At 50.9% G+C, this 15,611-nt stretch carries 18 protein-coding genes; 8 read left to right on the top strand and 10 right to left on the bottom strand.

Features of this window, described 5'->3' with window-relative positions:
• Nucleotides 1-633 precede the first annotated feature (633 nt).
• On the top strand, nucleotides 634-1,707 hold the full coding sequence (locus DFR42_RS19795; RefSeq protein WP_245937024.1) for a threonine aldolase family protein: 1,074 nt from the start codon (nucleotides 634-636) through the stop codon (nucleotides 1,705-1,707).
• Nucleotides 1,704-2,336: an alanyl-tRNA editing protein gene (locus tag DFR42_RS19790; protein ID WP_245937023.1), complete on the top strand. Its 633-nt coding sequence runs from the start codon at nucleotides 1,704-1,706 to the stop codon at nucleotides 2,334-2,336. The genes DFR42_RS19795 and DFR42_RS19790 overlap by 4 nt, the downstream gene beginning before the upstream one ends.
• 409 nt (nucleotides 2,337-2,745) lie before the next feature.
• On the opposite strand, the gene DFR42_RS19785 is transcribed toward DFR42_RS19790, so the two are convergent.
• From DFR42_RS19785 to DFR42_RS19765, 5 genes are read right to left on the bottom strand one after another with little or no spacing between them, the layout of a single operon-like run.
• The gene (locus tag DFR42_RS19785) at nucleotides 2,746-3,315 is read right to left on the bottom strand and encodes a hypothetical protein (RefSeq protein ID WP_110256761.1); all 570 of its coding nucleotides are present in this window, start codon (nucleotides 3,313-3,315) and stop codon (nucleotides 2,746-2,748) included.
• On the bottom strand, nucleotides 3,312-3,800 hold the full coding sequence (locus DFR42_RS19780) for a hypothetical protein (protein WP_110256760.1): 489 nt from the start codon (nucleotides 3,798-3,800) through the stop codon (nucleotides 3,312-3,314). The genes DFR42_RS19785 and DFR42_RS19780 overlap by 4 nt, the downstream gene beginning before the upstream one ends.
• Nucleotides 3,801-3,846: 46 nt before the next feature.
• On the bottom strand, nucleotides 3,847-4,176 hold the full coding sequence (locus DFR42_RS19775; protein WP_146218910.1) for a hypothetical protein: 330 nt from the start codon (nucleotides 4,174-4,176) through the stop codon (nucleotides 3,847-3,849).
• Nucleotides 4,177-4,195: 19 nt separating this feature from the next.
• Entirely contained in the window at nucleotides 4,196-4,765 is a 570-nt protein-coding gene (locus DFR42_RS19770) for a hypothetical protein (protein ID WP_146218909.1), read from the bottom strand.
• A 39-nt stretch (nucleotides 4,766-4,804) separates the two neighbouring features.
• Entirely contained in the window at nucleotides 4,805-5,752 is a 948-nt protein-coding gene (locus DFR42_RS19765) for a LysR family transcriptional regulator (protein ID WP_110256907.1), read from the bottom strand.
• Between the two features lie 147 nt (nucleotides 5,753-5,899).
• Between DFR42_RS19765 and DFR42_RS19760 the strand changes: the two genes are divergently transcribed.
• Complete coding sequence (locus DFR42_RS19760; protein ID WP_245937022.1) at nucleotides 5,900-7,327, top strand: MFS transporter; 1,428 nt, start codon at nucleotides 5,900-5,902, stop codon at nucleotides 7,325-7,327.
• Between the two features lie 85 nt (nucleotides 7,328-7,412).
• Here the strand turns inward: DFR42_RS19760 and DFR42_RS29925 are convergent, their stop codons facing one another.
• The gene (locus tag DFR42_RS29925; protein WP_281275184.1) at nucleotides 7,413-7,538 is read right to left on the bottom strand and encodes a hypothetical protein; all 126 of its coding nucleotides are present in this window, start codon (nucleotides 7,536-7,538) and stop codon (nucleotides 7,413-7,415) included.
• Between DFR42_RS29925 and DFR42_RS19750 the strand changes: the two genes are divergently transcribed.
• The gene (locus DFR42_RS19750; RefSeq protein ID WP_211324363.1) at nucleotides 7,537-9,702 is read left to right on the top strand and encodes a metallophosphoesterase family protein; all 2,166 of its coding nucleotides are present in this window, start codon (nucleotides 7,537-7,539) and stop codon (nucleotides 9,700-9,702) included. The two genes, DFR42_RS29925 and DFR42_RS19750, sit on opposite strands and share 2 nt — an antisense overlap.
• A 58-nt stretch (nucleotides 9,703-9,760) precedes the next feature.
• Here DFR42_RS19750 and DFR42_RS19745 read toward each other — a convergent pair whose 3' ends face one another.
• The 4 genes from DFR42_RS19745 to DFR42_RS19730 all read right to left on the bottom strand — a co-directional run bounded on the left by DFR42_RS19745 (nucleotide 9,761) and on the right by DFR42_RS19730 (nucleotide 11,653).
• The gene (locus tag DFR42_RS19745; RefSeq protein ID WP_110256754.1) at nucleotides 9,761-10,330 is read right to left on the bottom strand and encodes an SMI1/KNR4 family protein; all 570 of its coding nucleotides are present in this window, start codon (nucleotides 10,328-10,330) and stop codon (nucleotides 9,761-9,763) included.
• Nucleotides 10,331-10,576 carry a hypothetical protein gene (locus DFR42_RS19740; RefSeq protein ID WP_110256753.1) on the bottom strand — a complete coding sequence of 82 codons (246 nt, stop codon included), beginning with the start codon at nucleotides 10,574-10,576 and terminating at the stop codon, nucleotides 10,331-10,333.
• A gap of 48 nt (nucleotides 10,577-10,624) precedes the next feature.
• Nucleotides 10,625-10,906, bottom strand: coding sequence for a colicin immunity domain-containing protein (locus DFR42_RS19735; RefSeq protein WP_110256752.1), 282 nt, complete (start codon nucleotides 10,904-10,906; stop codon nucleotides 10,625-10,627).
• Nucleotides 10,907-10,987: 81 nt separating this feature from the next.
• Nucleotides 10,988-11,653, bottom strand: coding sequence for a hypothetical protein (locus DFR42_RS19730; RefSeq protein WP_146218908.1), 666 nt, complete (start codon nucleotides 11,651-11,653; stop codon nucleotides 10,988-10,990).
• A 292-nt stretch (nucleotides 11,654-11,945) separates the two neighbouring features.
• On the opposite strand from DFR42_RS19730, the gene DFR42_RS19725 reads away from it, so the two are divergent.
• From DFR42_RS19725 to DFR42_RS19710, 4 genes are all read left to right on the top strand, one after another.
• Complete coding sequence (locus tag DFR42_RS19725) at nucleotides 11,946-12,392, top strand: hypothetical protein (RefSeq protein WP_110256750.1); 447 nt, start codon at nucleotides 11,946-11,948, stop codon at nucleotides 12,390-12,392.
• A gap of 284 nt (nucleotides 12,393-12,676) precedes the next feature.
• Entirely contained in the window at nucleotides 12,677-12,892 is a 216-nt protein-coding gene (locus tag DFR42_RS19720) for a hypothetical protein (protein WP_110256749.1), read from the top strand.
• A 184-nt stretch (nucleotides 12,893-13,076) separates the two neighbouring features.
• On the top strand, nucleotides 13,077-13,625 hold the full coding sequence (locus DFR42_RS19715) for a hypothetical protein (RefSeq protein ID WP_170133590.1): 549 nt from the start codon (nucleotides 13,077-13,079) through the stop codon (nucleotides 13,623-13,625).
• 160 nt (nucleotides 13,626-13,785) lie between these two features.
• Nucleotides 13,786-15,564 (top strand): DUF4214 domain-containing protein, encoded by a 1,779-nt coding sequence (locus DFR42_RS19710; protein WP_110256747.1) that lies wholly within the window; start codon nucleotides 13,786-13,788, stop codon nucleotides 15,562-15,564.
• Nucleotides 15,565-15,611: the final 47 nt, after the last annotated feature.

The raw sequence follows: 15,611 nt of genomic DNA, 5'->3' as shown, positions 1-15,611 counted from the left end.
GGCGATCCCGTAGGAGCGGCTTTAGCCGCGAACAGCTTGCCGTGTCCTCCAATTCGCGGCTGAAGCCGCTCCTACGGGGAAGCTGGCATCTGTGTTTCTCGTCCTGAAATCAAAACCAAAAATCTCACCACAGAGGCACCGAGACACAGAGTGGCACGGAGATTCATGCTTGAGGGGATATGTCGCCCCGCCCCAGCTTTATTGATCGCCGGATTCGTAGGAGCGGCTTCAGCCGCGAACAGCTTGCCTTGCCCTCCAATTCGCGGCTGAAGCCGCTCCTACGGGGAAGCTGGCATCTGTGCTTCTCGTCCTGAAATCAAAACCAAAAATCTCACCACAGAGGCACCGAGACACAGAGTGGCACGGAGATTCATGCTTGAGGGGATATGCCACCCCTACCAGCTTTATTAAACACCGGATTCGCAGGAGCGGCTTTAGCCGCGAACAGCTTGCCGTGCCGTCCAATTCGCGGCTGAAGCCGCTCCTACATAAGCTGCCTCTGTTATTGTCCAATAAATAATCGCCAGCTTTAGTCAATTTTTTACAATCCAGAAATCCACCATCCCTCTATCATGGATCGCACCAAGACCTGTTTTTAAATCCAGACAGGTCAATCATGAGAGGGAAATCATCGTGGAAAACAAACTGCAGACAGCCATCAATTTTGCCAGTGACAATGTCGCCGGCGTGTCACCAGCCATACTGGAGGCCATTGCAGCCTGCAATGCAGGCGCCGCCACGCCTTACGGGGGTGATGAATACACTGCGCGGGTAGAGCGACAATTTTGTGAACTCTTTGAACGGGATGTCAGTGTGTTCCTGGTGCCTACGGGCACGGCAGCAAATTCCCTGTGCCTGAGCGTCATGTCGCCGCCCTGGGGAACAATTTTTTGTCACCCCGGCAGCCACATCAACAATGATGAATGTGGTGCGCCGGAGTTTTATACCAATGGTGCAAAGCTGATCGCGATAGACGGGCCAGCGGCAAAGATCGATGCAGAAAAACTCGCCAGTGCCAGCAAACTCAAGCGCGGTGACGTGCATGCAACACAGCCGCATGCCGTCAGCATCACGCAGGCAACTGAAATTGGCAGTGTCTACACTCTGGAGGAAATCAGCACCATCAGCAAGGTCTGCAAAGAGTCATCCATGCGCTTGCATATGGATGGTGCGCGTTTTGCCAATGCCCTGGTATCGCTGGATTGCACACCGGCAGAAATGACCTGGAAAGCAGGCGTCGATGCACTCTCATTTGGTGCCACAAAAAATGGGGTGCTAGGCGCAGAAGCCATCATCCTGTTTGACCAAAACCTGGCTGCGGAGATGGGATATCGCCGCAAACGCGCTGGCCATCTGTTCTCAAAAATGCGCTTTTTGTCTGCGCAGATGGATGCTTACTTGCAGGATGAATTGTGGCTAAAAAATGCCCAGCATGCCAACACCATGGCACAGCGTCTGGCAAATGGTTTACGCCAGATCAGTTGCATAGAATTGATAGGCAATACGCAGTCAAATATAATTTTCTGCCGCTTGCCCAAGACCATGACGACCGCATTATTAAGCGAAGGCTATGTCTTCCTGCATGATCGCTGGGAGGCGGGTGTGGCCCGCTTCGTCACCAGTTTTTCAAGCACCGCAGCAGAAGTCGATCAACTGCTGGCAAGCATGACATGCATCCACACCCAACAAAAGAAAGAATTTGCATGATGACAGAGCGCCTTTATTTCCATAGCGACGAGCTGAGCATGAATACCAAAGTACGCCTGTGCACACCTGACCAGGATGGCAATTTTGAGATCATTCTGGATGCCACCCTGTTTCATCCACAAGGCGGCGGACAAGCATCTGATACCGGAACCATCTCCGGCATCAAGGTCAACCGGGTATTTCAAACTGGCGATGTGATCGTTCATCTGACCACGCAGCCTGTCGACGTGGGGCCTGCGTTTATCGAGGTATTTCCTGATGCACGCCATCTCCATACCCAGCTCCATTCAGCAGGACATTTAATCGGATCTTATGGCGAACAGGCAGGCTTCAAAGCCATCAAGGGACATCACTGGCCAGGCGAAGCCAGGGTCGTTTTTGAAAGCGAAGGCGCCACCTCAAGCTTGCTTGCAGAAGACATAGAACAGCAAATCAATGCCTGGATAGCTGCCGACATGCCACGCCATACCAGCCTGGAAGCAGGGCAACGCAAGATAGGTTTTGGCAATCTGCCTGCCCATGCCTGCGGCGGCACACATGTGGTTTCCACCGGTCAGATAGGCAAAATAAAAATTACCAAATTAAAAGAAAAGAAGGGGCAGTTATCCGTGCACTATGAGCTTGGCTAGTCGTGAGTATTGATAAAAACAGACTCTGCGCCTCAGTCACTCAGTCACGTCCAGGCTGACTGAAATATCTTTTAATGCTCGTCATCAAAGGGGAAAAATCAGGGTAGACACTGGTCCCCTTGGGAAATTGCCTGGCCTGTTCAGACAAGGGTAAAGCAGGAGGCGCATCAATGAAGATAAAAAATATGGGGCCAAACACGGGGATGGCAGAAATAAACAATAGCAAAACTTTAGGCAAAAATCCCCCGGGTCTACGCAAAACTTCGACCCAAATGCTGATACTCGCACAGATAGACAAGAGCATTAGCTCTGCCAATAAAATAGGATGACTTTCCATCAAACTCCTTTACCATTGCCTGGATGTCAGAATCATATAAGTCGTATTATGCCTTATCGAGCCAGATGCAATCTAATGCGTGTCACAGGCAGCGATATTATCGACAAGCTGGCATGAACCATCCTCAACATGCAAAAGGAATATCCTGTTTGCGATGAGCGTTTCATTACCCACCCTGGCCCATACCAGCTTGCCATGGCGTTGCAAGCGTCCATATCGTTTGACAAGATGGTAGCCATCCTCGCCACGCATGGCGGTTTCTTCGACAGCAAAACTACCATCACGACGCAGCTTGTAGTGTGCTTCATAATCACCGCCACCCACTTTGATGCGGCTGGGGTCTTTCCACTTATACACGGGTGAAAACTGATGTTGAGAAATCACTTTCCCCGCACTTATCCAGCCACCTGGATGGCCGTTTTTTCGTACTATCCATATCCAGTCAGCCTGCCGTTTTTTGATGTTGACAATTTCACCTGCTGCCACCAGTTGTACAGATCCACTTGCCATGCCAGCGGGCGCTTCTTGTACATAAGTCTCGGTCTGCACGACCGCAAGCGCCGCAAAGCTTTCTTTTGCTATTAATGCGGCAGGAAGAAATAGAACGTGCAAGAACAAATATGCGCACTGGATATTTTTCATACCTGGTCCGCCTGCCGCACATAGACACCAATCAAACCCAGCACCCCTATCAATACGCACAACAAATGCAGATACAGCAGCGGTATCGCTTCATGCAAAATATTTTCATTACTAAAGGGGTGCAGGGGCTGTATATCGGCATGCATGATGCTGTCAAATACCACGTGCGACAATGCTCCCAGTAAAGCGCCCACGCTGACTTGCAAGAGGCTGAGTTGCTGCCAGCGATAAGTATTGGGCAGATAAAACTTGCTGGCACACCAGCGGGCCAGCAAGAACAGCAAGATCGTGAAACCCGCCATCAGGGGTGCACCCAGATAAGTATGAAAGAAGGCATGCACAGGAAACCTGGCATTCATGAGGTTATAAAATGACTCGATATCAATGAACACATTCACCGCAGCGAATGACAAAAAACTGACATGGCGTGGTGCCACGGCCTTGAGGGCAGCACCAAGGCCAAAGTGAAATGGGGTAACTGGCATATTGCCTCTGAAAATGGGAATGGGATGCGTGTTATCGCCAGGCCAGCTAGCGAAAAAAATCCAGCACCTGAGCAGGTCGAAAGATCATGAGGGCAGCAAGCAGTAATCCGATCAGTCCAGAAATAATTGCAGGAATACCAGTCAGATAACCCATAGGCTCTTGCCCTTCTATCCCATATGGCAAACGTCTTATCAACAAAGTGCGGCAGGCAAAAAATAGCATCACGAAGCCTGAGAAACGTATACTTGCCTTTTCTCCGACAAAGAAGAACAACGCGATAGTAATGATAAACAACAGCGTTTCAAAAAATTGAAAACCTGCCGTATCTTCAAGCTGCTCTTTGTCCGCGCTCTTGTTCATGCGGTTTTTATTCATGCTCATCAGCTAAGCTGGTTTATTTACCTGGAACATAACTCACGTTCACCCTGCCCGTCTCGGTAAAGTGATCCTGCTTATCCAGCAGCAGCCCATTTTTTTCATAGAAATTGCCAGGCAAAGCCCTGGGTTTGAAATTTGTTGCGCCATGAATTGCGCGGCTGGAACCAAGGAACGCACCTTCGGCAGAAAAATAATCTTCCCATTCACAGACCTTGCAACTACCCAGATTGCTGGCTTCCAGCACCAGCCTGTCCTTGCCGCGCGCTTTCACGCACACCATGCTCATAATCAGGGAACGGTCTTGCTGATAATTTTCATACAGGTATAGCTTATTCTTTTCCTTGCCACTGGGCTTGTGCCGGATATTCAGCTTTTGCAGGAAACAGCCATTTTTCCCGGCATCGTCAAGCTCGCAAAAAGTCTCTATGCGTACATCCAGATCACCGCAAGGCAGGCTGCTCGTCCCTACGTAGCTACCTGCTTTGGTGTTGGGCTGAATAGTTGCGACAGTTGCGGCGGCTGAGGCACAGGCCAGACCAGCCACGCCCATACATGCCAGGAATGCGACGTTTTTCCAGAATTTCATACTGTTACGTCCGTAGAGTGAAGTAAAAACATGCTCATTCTACAAGGAAGCAGTCCCACTGGCCTCTTTTGCTTGTTTGCTCGTGGCATCAACATCCTGCCCTGCGCATACTTCCCACACGCAATTGCGTAACCAGCGATGGGCAGGGTCGGCATCCATGCGCGGGTGCCAGAGCATGGATACGGTAATTTCCTGGCTTGGAAATGGCAGCGCAAAACTATGCATGCCAGCACGCAAATTGCCGGTATGCCTTTCAGGCACAGTGGCGATCAAATCTGATGCGCGCGCCAGTGCCAGGGCCGCAGAAAAACCGCCAACAGTGGTCACGACATCGCGCTCCAGCCCATAGGGTTTGAGCGCTTCTGCCAGTGGCCCCTTGCTCTGGCTGCGGCGTGCCACCAGCACATGCTGGCCTGATGCATACACTGCTGGCGTCATCGCAAGCTGGCTCAACGGATGGCCCTGACGCATGACCCCGATAAAACGGTCACGAAACAAGGCGCGCGTGCGTACTTCAGGGCTGACGGCATCGCCTATCACGCCGGTTTCCAGGTCGACTGTGCCTTCGCGCAAAAGCGTGCTGTCCTTGTTCAGCTTGGGCATGAATGTCAGGCGTACACCCGGCGCTTCTTTACCGATGCGGGCAATCAGGGCGGGGCCGAAGTTTTCGACAAAGCCATCACTGGTGCGCAGGGTAAAAGCCTGCTGCAATTGTGCAAGATTGAGCTTGTCTGCCGGGCGCAATACTGCCTGTGCATCCTGCACCAGCTGGCTGACCTGTTCACGCAATTCCAGCGCCCTGGGCGTAGGAACCAGGCCACGCCCTGCCCTGACCAGCAAAGGGTCACCGGTCGTCTCGCGCAAGCGTGCCAGCGCCCGGCTCATGGCCGAGGGGCTGAGCTTTAGCCTGGCTGCGGCACGGGCCACGCTACCTTCGGCAAGCACGGCATCGAGGGTAATCAATAAATTGAGATCAGGGATAGACATGCATTTATTGTAACGCGCATTCATGTCACATGGCGTCAGACGCATGAATAAAGTGCAAATCGTGCGTCTTCCGCCATAGATGGTGGAGGCTTATGATCAGGGCATCATCATCCATGTCAGCACAAAATGAAAGTCGCATCCAGTTCTATGACAACTCATGCCAACAGCAGCAAAGTACGCTGGATATTGGCAAGCCTGTCCCTGTCCATGCTGCTGTCTTCACTGGGCACCAGCATTGCCAATGTGGGATTACCAACTCTGACCCATGCATTCAATGCCTCATTCCAGCAAGTTCAGTGGGTAGTCATCGCCTACCTGCTTGCCATCACCACTCTCATCGTCAGCGTCGGCCGCCTGGGCGACCTGATGGGGCGCAAGCGCCTGTTGCTGGCAGGCATAGCCCTGTTCAGCATCGCTTCCATGCTCTGTGCTGCCGCCCCTACCCTGCATATGCTGATCGCCGCCCGCGCCCTGCAAGGCCTGGGGGCCGCCATCATGATGGCGCTGACCATGGCCTTCGTCAGCGAGACCGTCAGCAAAGAAAAAACTGGCAGCGCCATGGGTTTGCTGGGCACCATGTCTGCCGTCGGCACTGCACTCGGCCCCTCGCTGGGCGGCATACTGATAGCAAGCCTCCACTGGCGCTCCATCTTCTTTATCAATGTGCCGCTGGGCATAGCAAGCTTCCTACTCGCGCAACGCTACTTGCCACCGGACCAGCAAGCCAGCAACAAAGCTAGTAATAAAGCCAGCCCGCGCTTTGACCATACCGGCACACTCTTGCTGGCCCTGAGCCTGGCAGCTTATGCCTTGGCCATGACACTGGGTCGCGGGCATTTTGGTGCTATCAACCTGGCGCTGCTGCTGGCCGCCATGCTGGGTGCAGCTCTGTTCATAGTGGTAGAAACAAAAGTCGCTTCGCCACTGATACGCCCTGCCATGTTTCGCGACATCACCCTTAGCACCAGCCTGGGCATGAATATCCTGGTCGCCACCGTCATGATGGCCACGCTGGTGGTTGGCCCCTTTTACCTGTCACGCGCACTGGCACTCAGCGACGCCATGGTGGGCCTGGTCATGTCGACAGGTCCTGTTATCTCTGCCTGCAGCGGCGTCATCGCAGGCCGCATCGTTGACCGCCTGGGCGCACAAGCCACTGTCATCGCCGGGCTTGTCGCCATGACTGCAGGCGCATTCGCCCTCGCCCTGTTGCCCGCCCTGCTCGGCATCGCTGGCTATATCATCGCCATCTCTATACTCACGCCCGGCTACCAACTGTTTCAGGCGGCCAACAACACCGCCGTCATGCAAGACATCCAGACTTCACAGCGCGGCCTTGTCTCCGGCATGCTCAACCTCTCGCGCAACCTCGGTCTCATCACTGGTGCAACTTTGATGGGTGCAGTATTTGCCCGGGCCTCAGCCAGCAGCGATATCAGAATAGCTGCACCAGAAGCAATCGCAACTGGCATGCAAATGACGTTTATCGTGGCGGGGGTGATGCTGGTGATAGCGCTACTTATCGCCGGTATGGGTCGCTTGCTCTCCATGCGCACTGAAAATTCAGTGTCTTGAATCAAACTTCTGTCGCATTTATGTCAAGCAGCATCGCTACACTTCATCTGAAACAGCATAGTCACAGGCTTGTCATCAAGCAACTTTACAATTCCAGCCACTGAAGGCGGCCATTGCTGCTCTTTTCCGCCTCGCCACCAGTGCCGCTATCTCTATCCACCTGATGCACATGCACCAGGTGTGACCCCGAACCTGTGACAGGAATGACCATGAATTTTCGTTTTTCAAACGAAGGCAAAGCTGCAAGGCAATTGCTTTCATTATGTTTGCCACTGGCATTGATCGCCTGTAGCAGCAACAAGGATGCGGCTGCACCCACACCAGAACCCATTGCTGAAACACCTGCGGTGGCCGTCATGTCTGACGTGCATTTTGAAAATATTTATGGTGACCTGAAAAATGCCAAGTTTTCTGGCATACCGACTGGTGACGGCAAATTTGCCACCATACGCACCATGTATGCGCAACTGACTTCGACCCGCCTGTTCAATGAAAACTACTTCGCCTTCCGTGGCGCACTGGATGACGCTTATGCGCGCGGCATCAGACTGGTAGCCTTGTCCGGCGATTATTCTGACGATGCACAACCCGTCAACATCGACGGCATTGCCGCCATCTTGAAAGAGTATCAGGCCAAAGGCATGCGCTTCTTTATCGCACCCGGCAATCACGATCCTAATGAGCCTTATGACGATGATGAAGCGGGTAAAAATGATTTCCTGACGGCAGAAGGCAAAGAACAAAAAGTCTATGCCATCAATTATTCCGGCTGCAAATCACAGGACGCCACTGTCGCCTGTACCAACCAGCTCATGGAAATGGGTTACGAAAAACTCATCGCCCAGCTGGGTGAATTTGGCTATATGCCCAACAAGGCCGACGTGTACTGGGAAACGCCGTTTTCCAGCTACGCCAATGCCACCTACAGCTACGATGCAGCACTGACCAGCGCCGACGTAAAAAATCGCCAGTTTGAAATCTGCGCCGAGGGCGAAGGCGGCAGCTACAAGGCTGAGGGCGAAAAAACCCTGGGCAAGGCATTTAGCAAATGCACCAGCATCATTGATTCCAGCTATCTGGTAGAACCGGTCAAGGGTGTCTGGCTGCTCTCGATTGATGCCAATGTCCACATCCCCAACAGCGCATTTGACCCTCTCAATGCCAAGGCATTCAAAGGCTTTGATGGCGCTGGCAATGCAGGCTGGAACAAGGTACTGACGCACAAAAAACATTTGCTGGCATGGATCAAGACCGTCACCGCCCGAGCAAAATCCCAGGGCAAGCGCCTGATTGCTTTCTCGCATTATCCCACCATGGATTTTTACGCCAACCAGACTGACGCTATGAAAGCAGTCTTCAAGTCAGGTGCCTTCCAGGTGGCACGTGTGCCTGAGCAGGCAACCACCAGCGCACTGGCAGGCACCGGCATGCAATTGCACATGGGCGGCCACATGCACTTTAATGGCAGCAATGATTACAAAGACACCGCAGGCAATTACTTCGTCAATGTACAGTCGCCCTCACTGGCTGTATATGGTGCCGCCTACAAAATCGTCAAATACAAGGACCAGGATACAGTTGATATTGAAACCGTGTCCCTCAACAATGTCGCACGCTATAACGAACTCTTCAAGTATTACCAGACAGAGTACGACTATCTGCAAAACAGCAGCCTAGCCGCTGATGTCAGCAAACGCTGGAGCAAGGATATCCTCGCCACCAAATCCTATGGCGAATTTACCCGCTTTTATTTTGGTGAACTGTCACGCCTGCGCTTCATGGATGAATACTGGCCTTGCGAAATGAAAGAAGCCGCCACCAGCCTTGATGGCAAACAGATGCTGATCCTGTCGCAATTGCAAACCCAGGTCACCTTCGCGCAATTGAAAGACATCCCCGGCGTCTTGCCACTGACTGCCACTTGCATGTCCAAAGGCAGCAGCAGTGGTACGCCTGTCTCAGCCAGCCAATTGACTGCCGACTGGACACTGGCTACTACTAAAGCCACACAACTGGCCACCGCAGCAGGTTACAAACTGGATGACTTTGCCAAGATCACTGCCTATGAATTCTATGGCGACTTCCACCGTACCGTCTATGCAGGCGAACTGGCCCTGCGTGACATGGGCACAGACCGCGTCAAGCAATACAAAGTGTTGATGAACGCCTTCCCGACCAGTCCGGCGGCGATCAGCATGCTGGATGGAAAACCATCAGACCAGAATGCTGTCAACGTGCTTTTCCAAAACCAGTTCAAGCAAGTATTCAGCATCCTCAAAGGACTGGGCTCAGGCAAACCCAGCGACCGCTTCACCATCAACTTCAAAACCCAGACGCTGACAAATACAAATACCAGCTCTGCCAGTTTTAACTAAAGCGCTTGATCCCCCCGTTTGGCAAATGGCAAACGGGGGAATTTATAAAGACGAGGGTTTATCGCATCAAAAAATTCCAAAACTCCAAGTCATCACTACCTATTTCATTGGCAATTCGTTGTGCCAATTCTTTCTTATTTTCAGTCTGATTCCGTAATAAAACAGTCGTTCCAAGGCCAGCAAAAAAGGAAGAAAAATTTCTTGCAATGAGAGTAGCTCTTTCATAACCCAATTCAGCATCCGTTGCCAGCACATGCCCGCTACCAACATCTAGCATAATTGCAAATGGATCCGAGTTCGCCACCATTATCATTGATTCTGGGCGTGCACCAGGGCCCCACCATCTTAGCTTTGTATTCAATTCCAGCAGCATATCTGCATAGTCGCAAGAGAAACCAAAACTGACTGGACCAATAGTTAAATTTCCAAAATCGAATTCCGAAATAAGCAGCCGAAAATCTTCAGGCAATTTGATAGAAAGATCACGTTCCAAATCAAGCAGATGTCTTGATTGGAGATTACCTTCCAGCAGGCGATATCCACTTAACTCTGGTTCGAGATGCTCAAACTCTTTATTGAGTCCAGCCTGAATTTCTCTGATTGAAAGCAAAGGTAATCTGGAATCCATTTACCATTCCTCAGAAATGAATTGATCAACTCTTTCATCTGAAAGCCCCATAGCCAACCAACCTGCTACAGGTTTCGCTGCCTTTAAAGACATGCCAAATGCGGCTCTGAAATATTTAATAAAATACGCTCCAGAAAGTTCACCTTTTAAATACTTTAGCAAAGCAGACGGCGGGTGTCCCAGAGATTTTAGTCTTCGTAATTCTTCGACTATTTTTTCGTCTGGTATGTATGGGGGTGTTTGCATAAGATTTCTTTTATCAAGGCTGGAGTATATTGATATGGCGTCTGTAGTTCACGCGCTTGATCTAAGCAGAATCCCGTCAATCAATTTCCTGATTTCTACCCTTAACTTGTGTTCGTCCAACTCATAGCTTTCACGATCTGCATCTGGATTGTACATATCAGCTAGACAAAAAGTGCTGGATAATACTTCGCTCAATTGCGGATTATCAGAAAGTGCGAGTCCACTGGCGCCCTCCTTTTTCCATCGCTTAATGAATTCATCAGCAAAAACTTCTGCATTCGACTCGGTCGCAAGGAATTCCTCAACAAACCTCAAAAGCTTCTCGCTCATGCGAGTGCTCCTTCTTAAAAAAATTTCAAAATTATTGCGCCAGTGTGGACACGATAAGTGCAACAAATCGTAGTTGCTCGCTTATTGACTCCCAACCGCATCCTCAAGCAAAGTCACGCTTTTTGCGACTTTAGCTTTTTTGGAACTGAGTATCACTTTACGATCACGCTTTTCGTCATACTGATAGCTTTCAGTGATTTGCTGGCCTGTCAGCAAGTTGGTGCTGACGGTAGCACCCTTGCCTACCATGCCATCAGCCTCTTCTTCATCTATGCCTATCATTTGCAGGCGCTGGCTGGCTGCGTCGAGGCGGAAGCGCCAGGTGTAGACCGAGTATTCACGTGAACCACTATACTGGCTGACGATCAGCACGCCGTTCTTAATGGTAAGGTTGACGCCATCCTTGATGCCGCCGCAACCCTGACATTGCAATAGTTTGCCGTTACTGCCCAATACGCTATATCCCTTGCCAGTGCTCGCGCTTAACACGATCAGGCCACGCTGCCTGTCATCCGCCGTGTTCTTGCCCTCTACCAGCACGGCGGCAATGTCGGCCACGCCATCCGCATTGAGGTCACCGCTGACCTGGTTTTCCACCTTCCAGCCGGATGGAACAAAGTCTTGCAATGCCTGCCCCGTGGCTGGCATTTTTTTGCCAAAGACCGTGCTTTGTTGTGCCTGGCTGCCTTGGTGCAACACCGTTCCCAGCAACAAGGCGGCAAATTGGATAGGCGTGGCAAGCTTCATGGTTTTTATCTTTCTGATGTGGTTTGATAAAGAATATTGACGTACTTCAATAAGGCTGACATGTGCAGGCATCAGCAGTATAGTTGCGGATATGATACTTGAAGTCACAGTTGATCATCCAGCTGGTGCCGCAAAGAATTATTGGCGAATGTGCGCTAACACGCAGAAGCATGGGGCTATGAAGACTACACTCAGGACAGTGACAAGATAATTGCAGGCTGGATGGCAATGCAATCATGCCCTCATCATGCCCGCATAGACAACATCTTTATAATTTCAGTGAGGCCATGCCATGAAACTAGATCAAACCAAAACCACCCCTATTCCCACTCACATTTTTAGCTTGCCTGCGGGCAGAAAAACCGCAGGCTTGATTGCGGGCATCATGTCATCCTTTGTACTGGCCAGCACCTGCATGGCGGCAGATCGCCAGGATACCAGTGCCAGCGCACGTTACGAGTATGAACGCAGCCTCTGTAACAAGGGCCAGACCAATCAGGCAAAAGAAACCTGCCTGCGCGAAGCCGGTGCAGCCAAACAACAAGCCCGCCTGGGCACACTCACCACCCTGAGCGAAGAACAGCTCCAGCGTAACCGCGAAAGCCGCTGCGATGCCCACCCCGCAGAAGACCGCGAATATTGCCTGCAACGCATGCGCGGAGCAGGAACCCAGTCCGGCAGCGCCGAACGTGGTGGTATTTCGCGTGAACTGACGGTGACAGTCAAGCCGCCGCAGTAAGTCTCAGCTAAGACACATACCGGCCACATATTGAATTTCAGCCTAAGCAGCAGATAAATAGCCCGCGCCCGCTTGCCTTTAGCAAGAAACCGTGGGCTATTTCAATTCAGACTCAGAGACGACAACGACGATCGTTTTCACTCATTGCGTGCATACAATTGCATCTAGCCCATCGTGTCTGCATGCACGATCAAAAATTGATTGTATATGCGATCCAAATATAGTTTAATTCATCACTAGTCGTTTTCCCCCTACTACACTCTGTTTAAAATACAGGAATAGAAATGAGATACGTTCTTCCAATTTTTTTAGCAATGGCAGTGTTCAGTGCTAATGCCAGTGAGCAAATTCGTGTAGATGGTTGGGCCCCAAATTTCAGTGTCGCGCACAAGCCTCAAGGCACTGGAAACTGGAAAGGGAAACGGGATAAGCATCAGAAAGCAAAACCGCAAAACGAGAGAAAGAAAAAATCCAGTTCCTGGATTCCGCATCAAAAGTGAATGTGTATATTTTTGCCTGACAAGAAATACGCGCATCTCTGGGAAACCTCGGTGCGCTCATGATAGACCAGGCTTTATTGATCGCATCCAATTCAGAGGAGTGCCTGGTCGCGGATATGACCTCAATCTTTCATTGGTATAATTGTCGACAAAAATCGTCGAGTGGTATTTTGACGTTGTTTACATGCATAACGTCGATCCTGTCACATCGTCGTTACGACAGGAACTTATCGCTATGGCAGTCAACTACTCATTTTCGTTTACCTCACCAGCAAAACCAGTTCAAAAATTGATTGAATATTCTTATAACGAATTTTTAATTGATCTACCGGTACACTGGAAACCTGTCCCAAGTACAGAGAGCAACACCATCACGTTTCAATCCGGCATTGAAGATGCATCGATTATTATCAGTGCAGACTTTTATGACATCCCGCCTTCGAAAGCGCAAGCGGTAGCAGAGAGGTGCGTGGAGAGCCGCTTATCTGTGCACGAACAACAATTTCCAGCACGGGTCGAAGTAATTCAACGCAGTATCCATGCACATTCAGGCGGTGTAGGGCTGGAATTAAGCTACGCTGCCGCGGTTCCTGGTGATCACATGTTCGTGTACCTGGGATATGTAACGCCACGTAAAATTCTTAACTTCACTCTGGTGTGCGGGCCAGACAGATCGAAAGCCTCCACTTTGTTCAATGCCACTATCCAGCATTTCCGTCCGAAACTGCCTTGAGATGAATGCCGCCTTATTGTCTCCCTTCATATGAACAAAATTGTGCGACTCACTTCAATCTGAATCAAACTTTTTCAGGCTTTTTAGGTGAGCGTCCTGTCACAAGTCAGGCAAGAAAACTGCTCACTTCCCCATTATATTTTTTCTGTAAGAATTCTCAATGGCAAGCGTCAACGACATCCAAAACCTTTACATCGCTTATTTCAACCGTCCTGCCGATGTTGCAGGCCTGGCTTACTGGTCACAGACCAATCTTGCGGCAGTGCAAATTGCCCAGTCGTTTTCGAAGCAGGTCGAATACGCCAGTATTTATGCGAATTTCTCGACAAAACAGACAGTCAATGCCCTGTTTAACAACTTGTTCAATCATGATGCCGACTCAGCAGGACTGGCTTACTGGATAGGGCAAATCGAAAATGGCACCTTCACCATCGGCCAGGCCGCCATTGCTATCCTGGCTGGGGCCACCGGGCCAGATGCTGCCTGCGTCACCGCCAAGCTGGTCGCTGCCAACGGTTTTACCAGCAAAATGGCGGCAAGCACATCTTTGCAAGCCACTTATAGCCAGGCCAACGGTAACGCCTTTGATCTCGCCAAAATCTGGCTGGCAGGCGTTACTGATGCAGCTTCTGCCACAGCCGCAGCGGCCAAGGTGAATGCCACTTTCACGGCCATGCCTGATCCGGCGACTTTATCCATCACAGTCAAGCGCGGTGTAGAAAACCTGGGGACTAGCGGCAACAACACCTTCCTGGCAACAAATGACGTCCTGTTGACGAGCGGCACCACCATCAAGGGCAATGGCGGTACGGATGTATTGACCGTCACCAATTATGCAGGCAATGTGGTCCACCCAGCGATCGTGACAGGCGTTACCACATTGAATTTGCATGGCGGCGATTTGCAGATTGTCAGCCCTGATCCATTCCTGAATCAGTTCAGCATCATCAACGACTATAAGACCTCGGACTCAATACGCCTGGGGAATATCCCGCAAACGCTTAATCTATATGTTTCAGACATGGCAGGTGTGACGCTGGGAGCACCAAATCAGGTGGTCAGGCAACTGACGAAGAGCGGCGACTATGTATATATCAGCAGCACTCATGCCAACCTCGAAGGCGCGGTGATCAGCCTGGAACATACTATCAAGGGCACCTCGATTGACAGGACCATTGGCCCCTTCGGCAATAAACTGATCATTACTGATGCCGGTAACGCGACCCTGGGCGCGGCCATGCTTAAAAACTTTACCTGGGTTGCACTGTCAGCAGCAGAAAATCTGACGATCAGTCCAGATACCGCCCTCATGATCAGTGTTGCAGATGCAAACACGACCATCACCGAGACCAGCGGTGCAGGTGACGTGGCCATCTATATGGATAATTCTCGCTCGCTGACACTGAACACTTCTGCAACTCATGCTACTGAGCTCAATCTGTTAGGGCATGGCACTAATGCAGTGACACTGACAGGTGCAGGCAATGTCGTTATCAGTGCTGCGCAATTAGGCAACCTCAACCTGACCGGCAGTGCCGGGCTGGAAACCATACTATTGCCTACATTTAGCAACGCCATTTACAACATAGCGGTGGCAAGTTCTACCATTGGCAATATGGCTTCCAAACTGATCACCGTAGACAACTTAAAATCCGGTAATGGCAAAGCTGTATTACATACAGGGGCCCGTCCAACATCCATGGAAACCATCAACATCGCCACTGCAGACTTCAATAGCTTGGCGGGCAATATTGCCAGCAGTGCCGGTAAGCTCAGCGACCATGACTACAAGGCATTCGTGGTCAAGGTCGCTAGCGGCGCAGCTGCCGGAACCTACGTGTATGAACACTTCAACGGCACAACTGTCGACAATGGCGACATCATCGTCAAACTGACTGGCAACAACTATTCAGTCAATTTCTTCGATTTGCAGGCATAAGTTCAACTCATCGCCAGAAAAGCTGGTGCCGGCCGCGCAGTACAATT

The sequence above is a fragment of the Undibacterium pigrum genome (assembly GCF_003201815.1).
GTDB classification, from domain to species: domain Bacteria; phylum Pseudomonadota; class Gammaproteobacteria; order Burkholderiales; family Burkholderiaceae_D; genus Undibacterium; species Undibacterium pigrum.
This window is presented reverse-complemented; position numbering and strand designations above follow the sequence as displayed.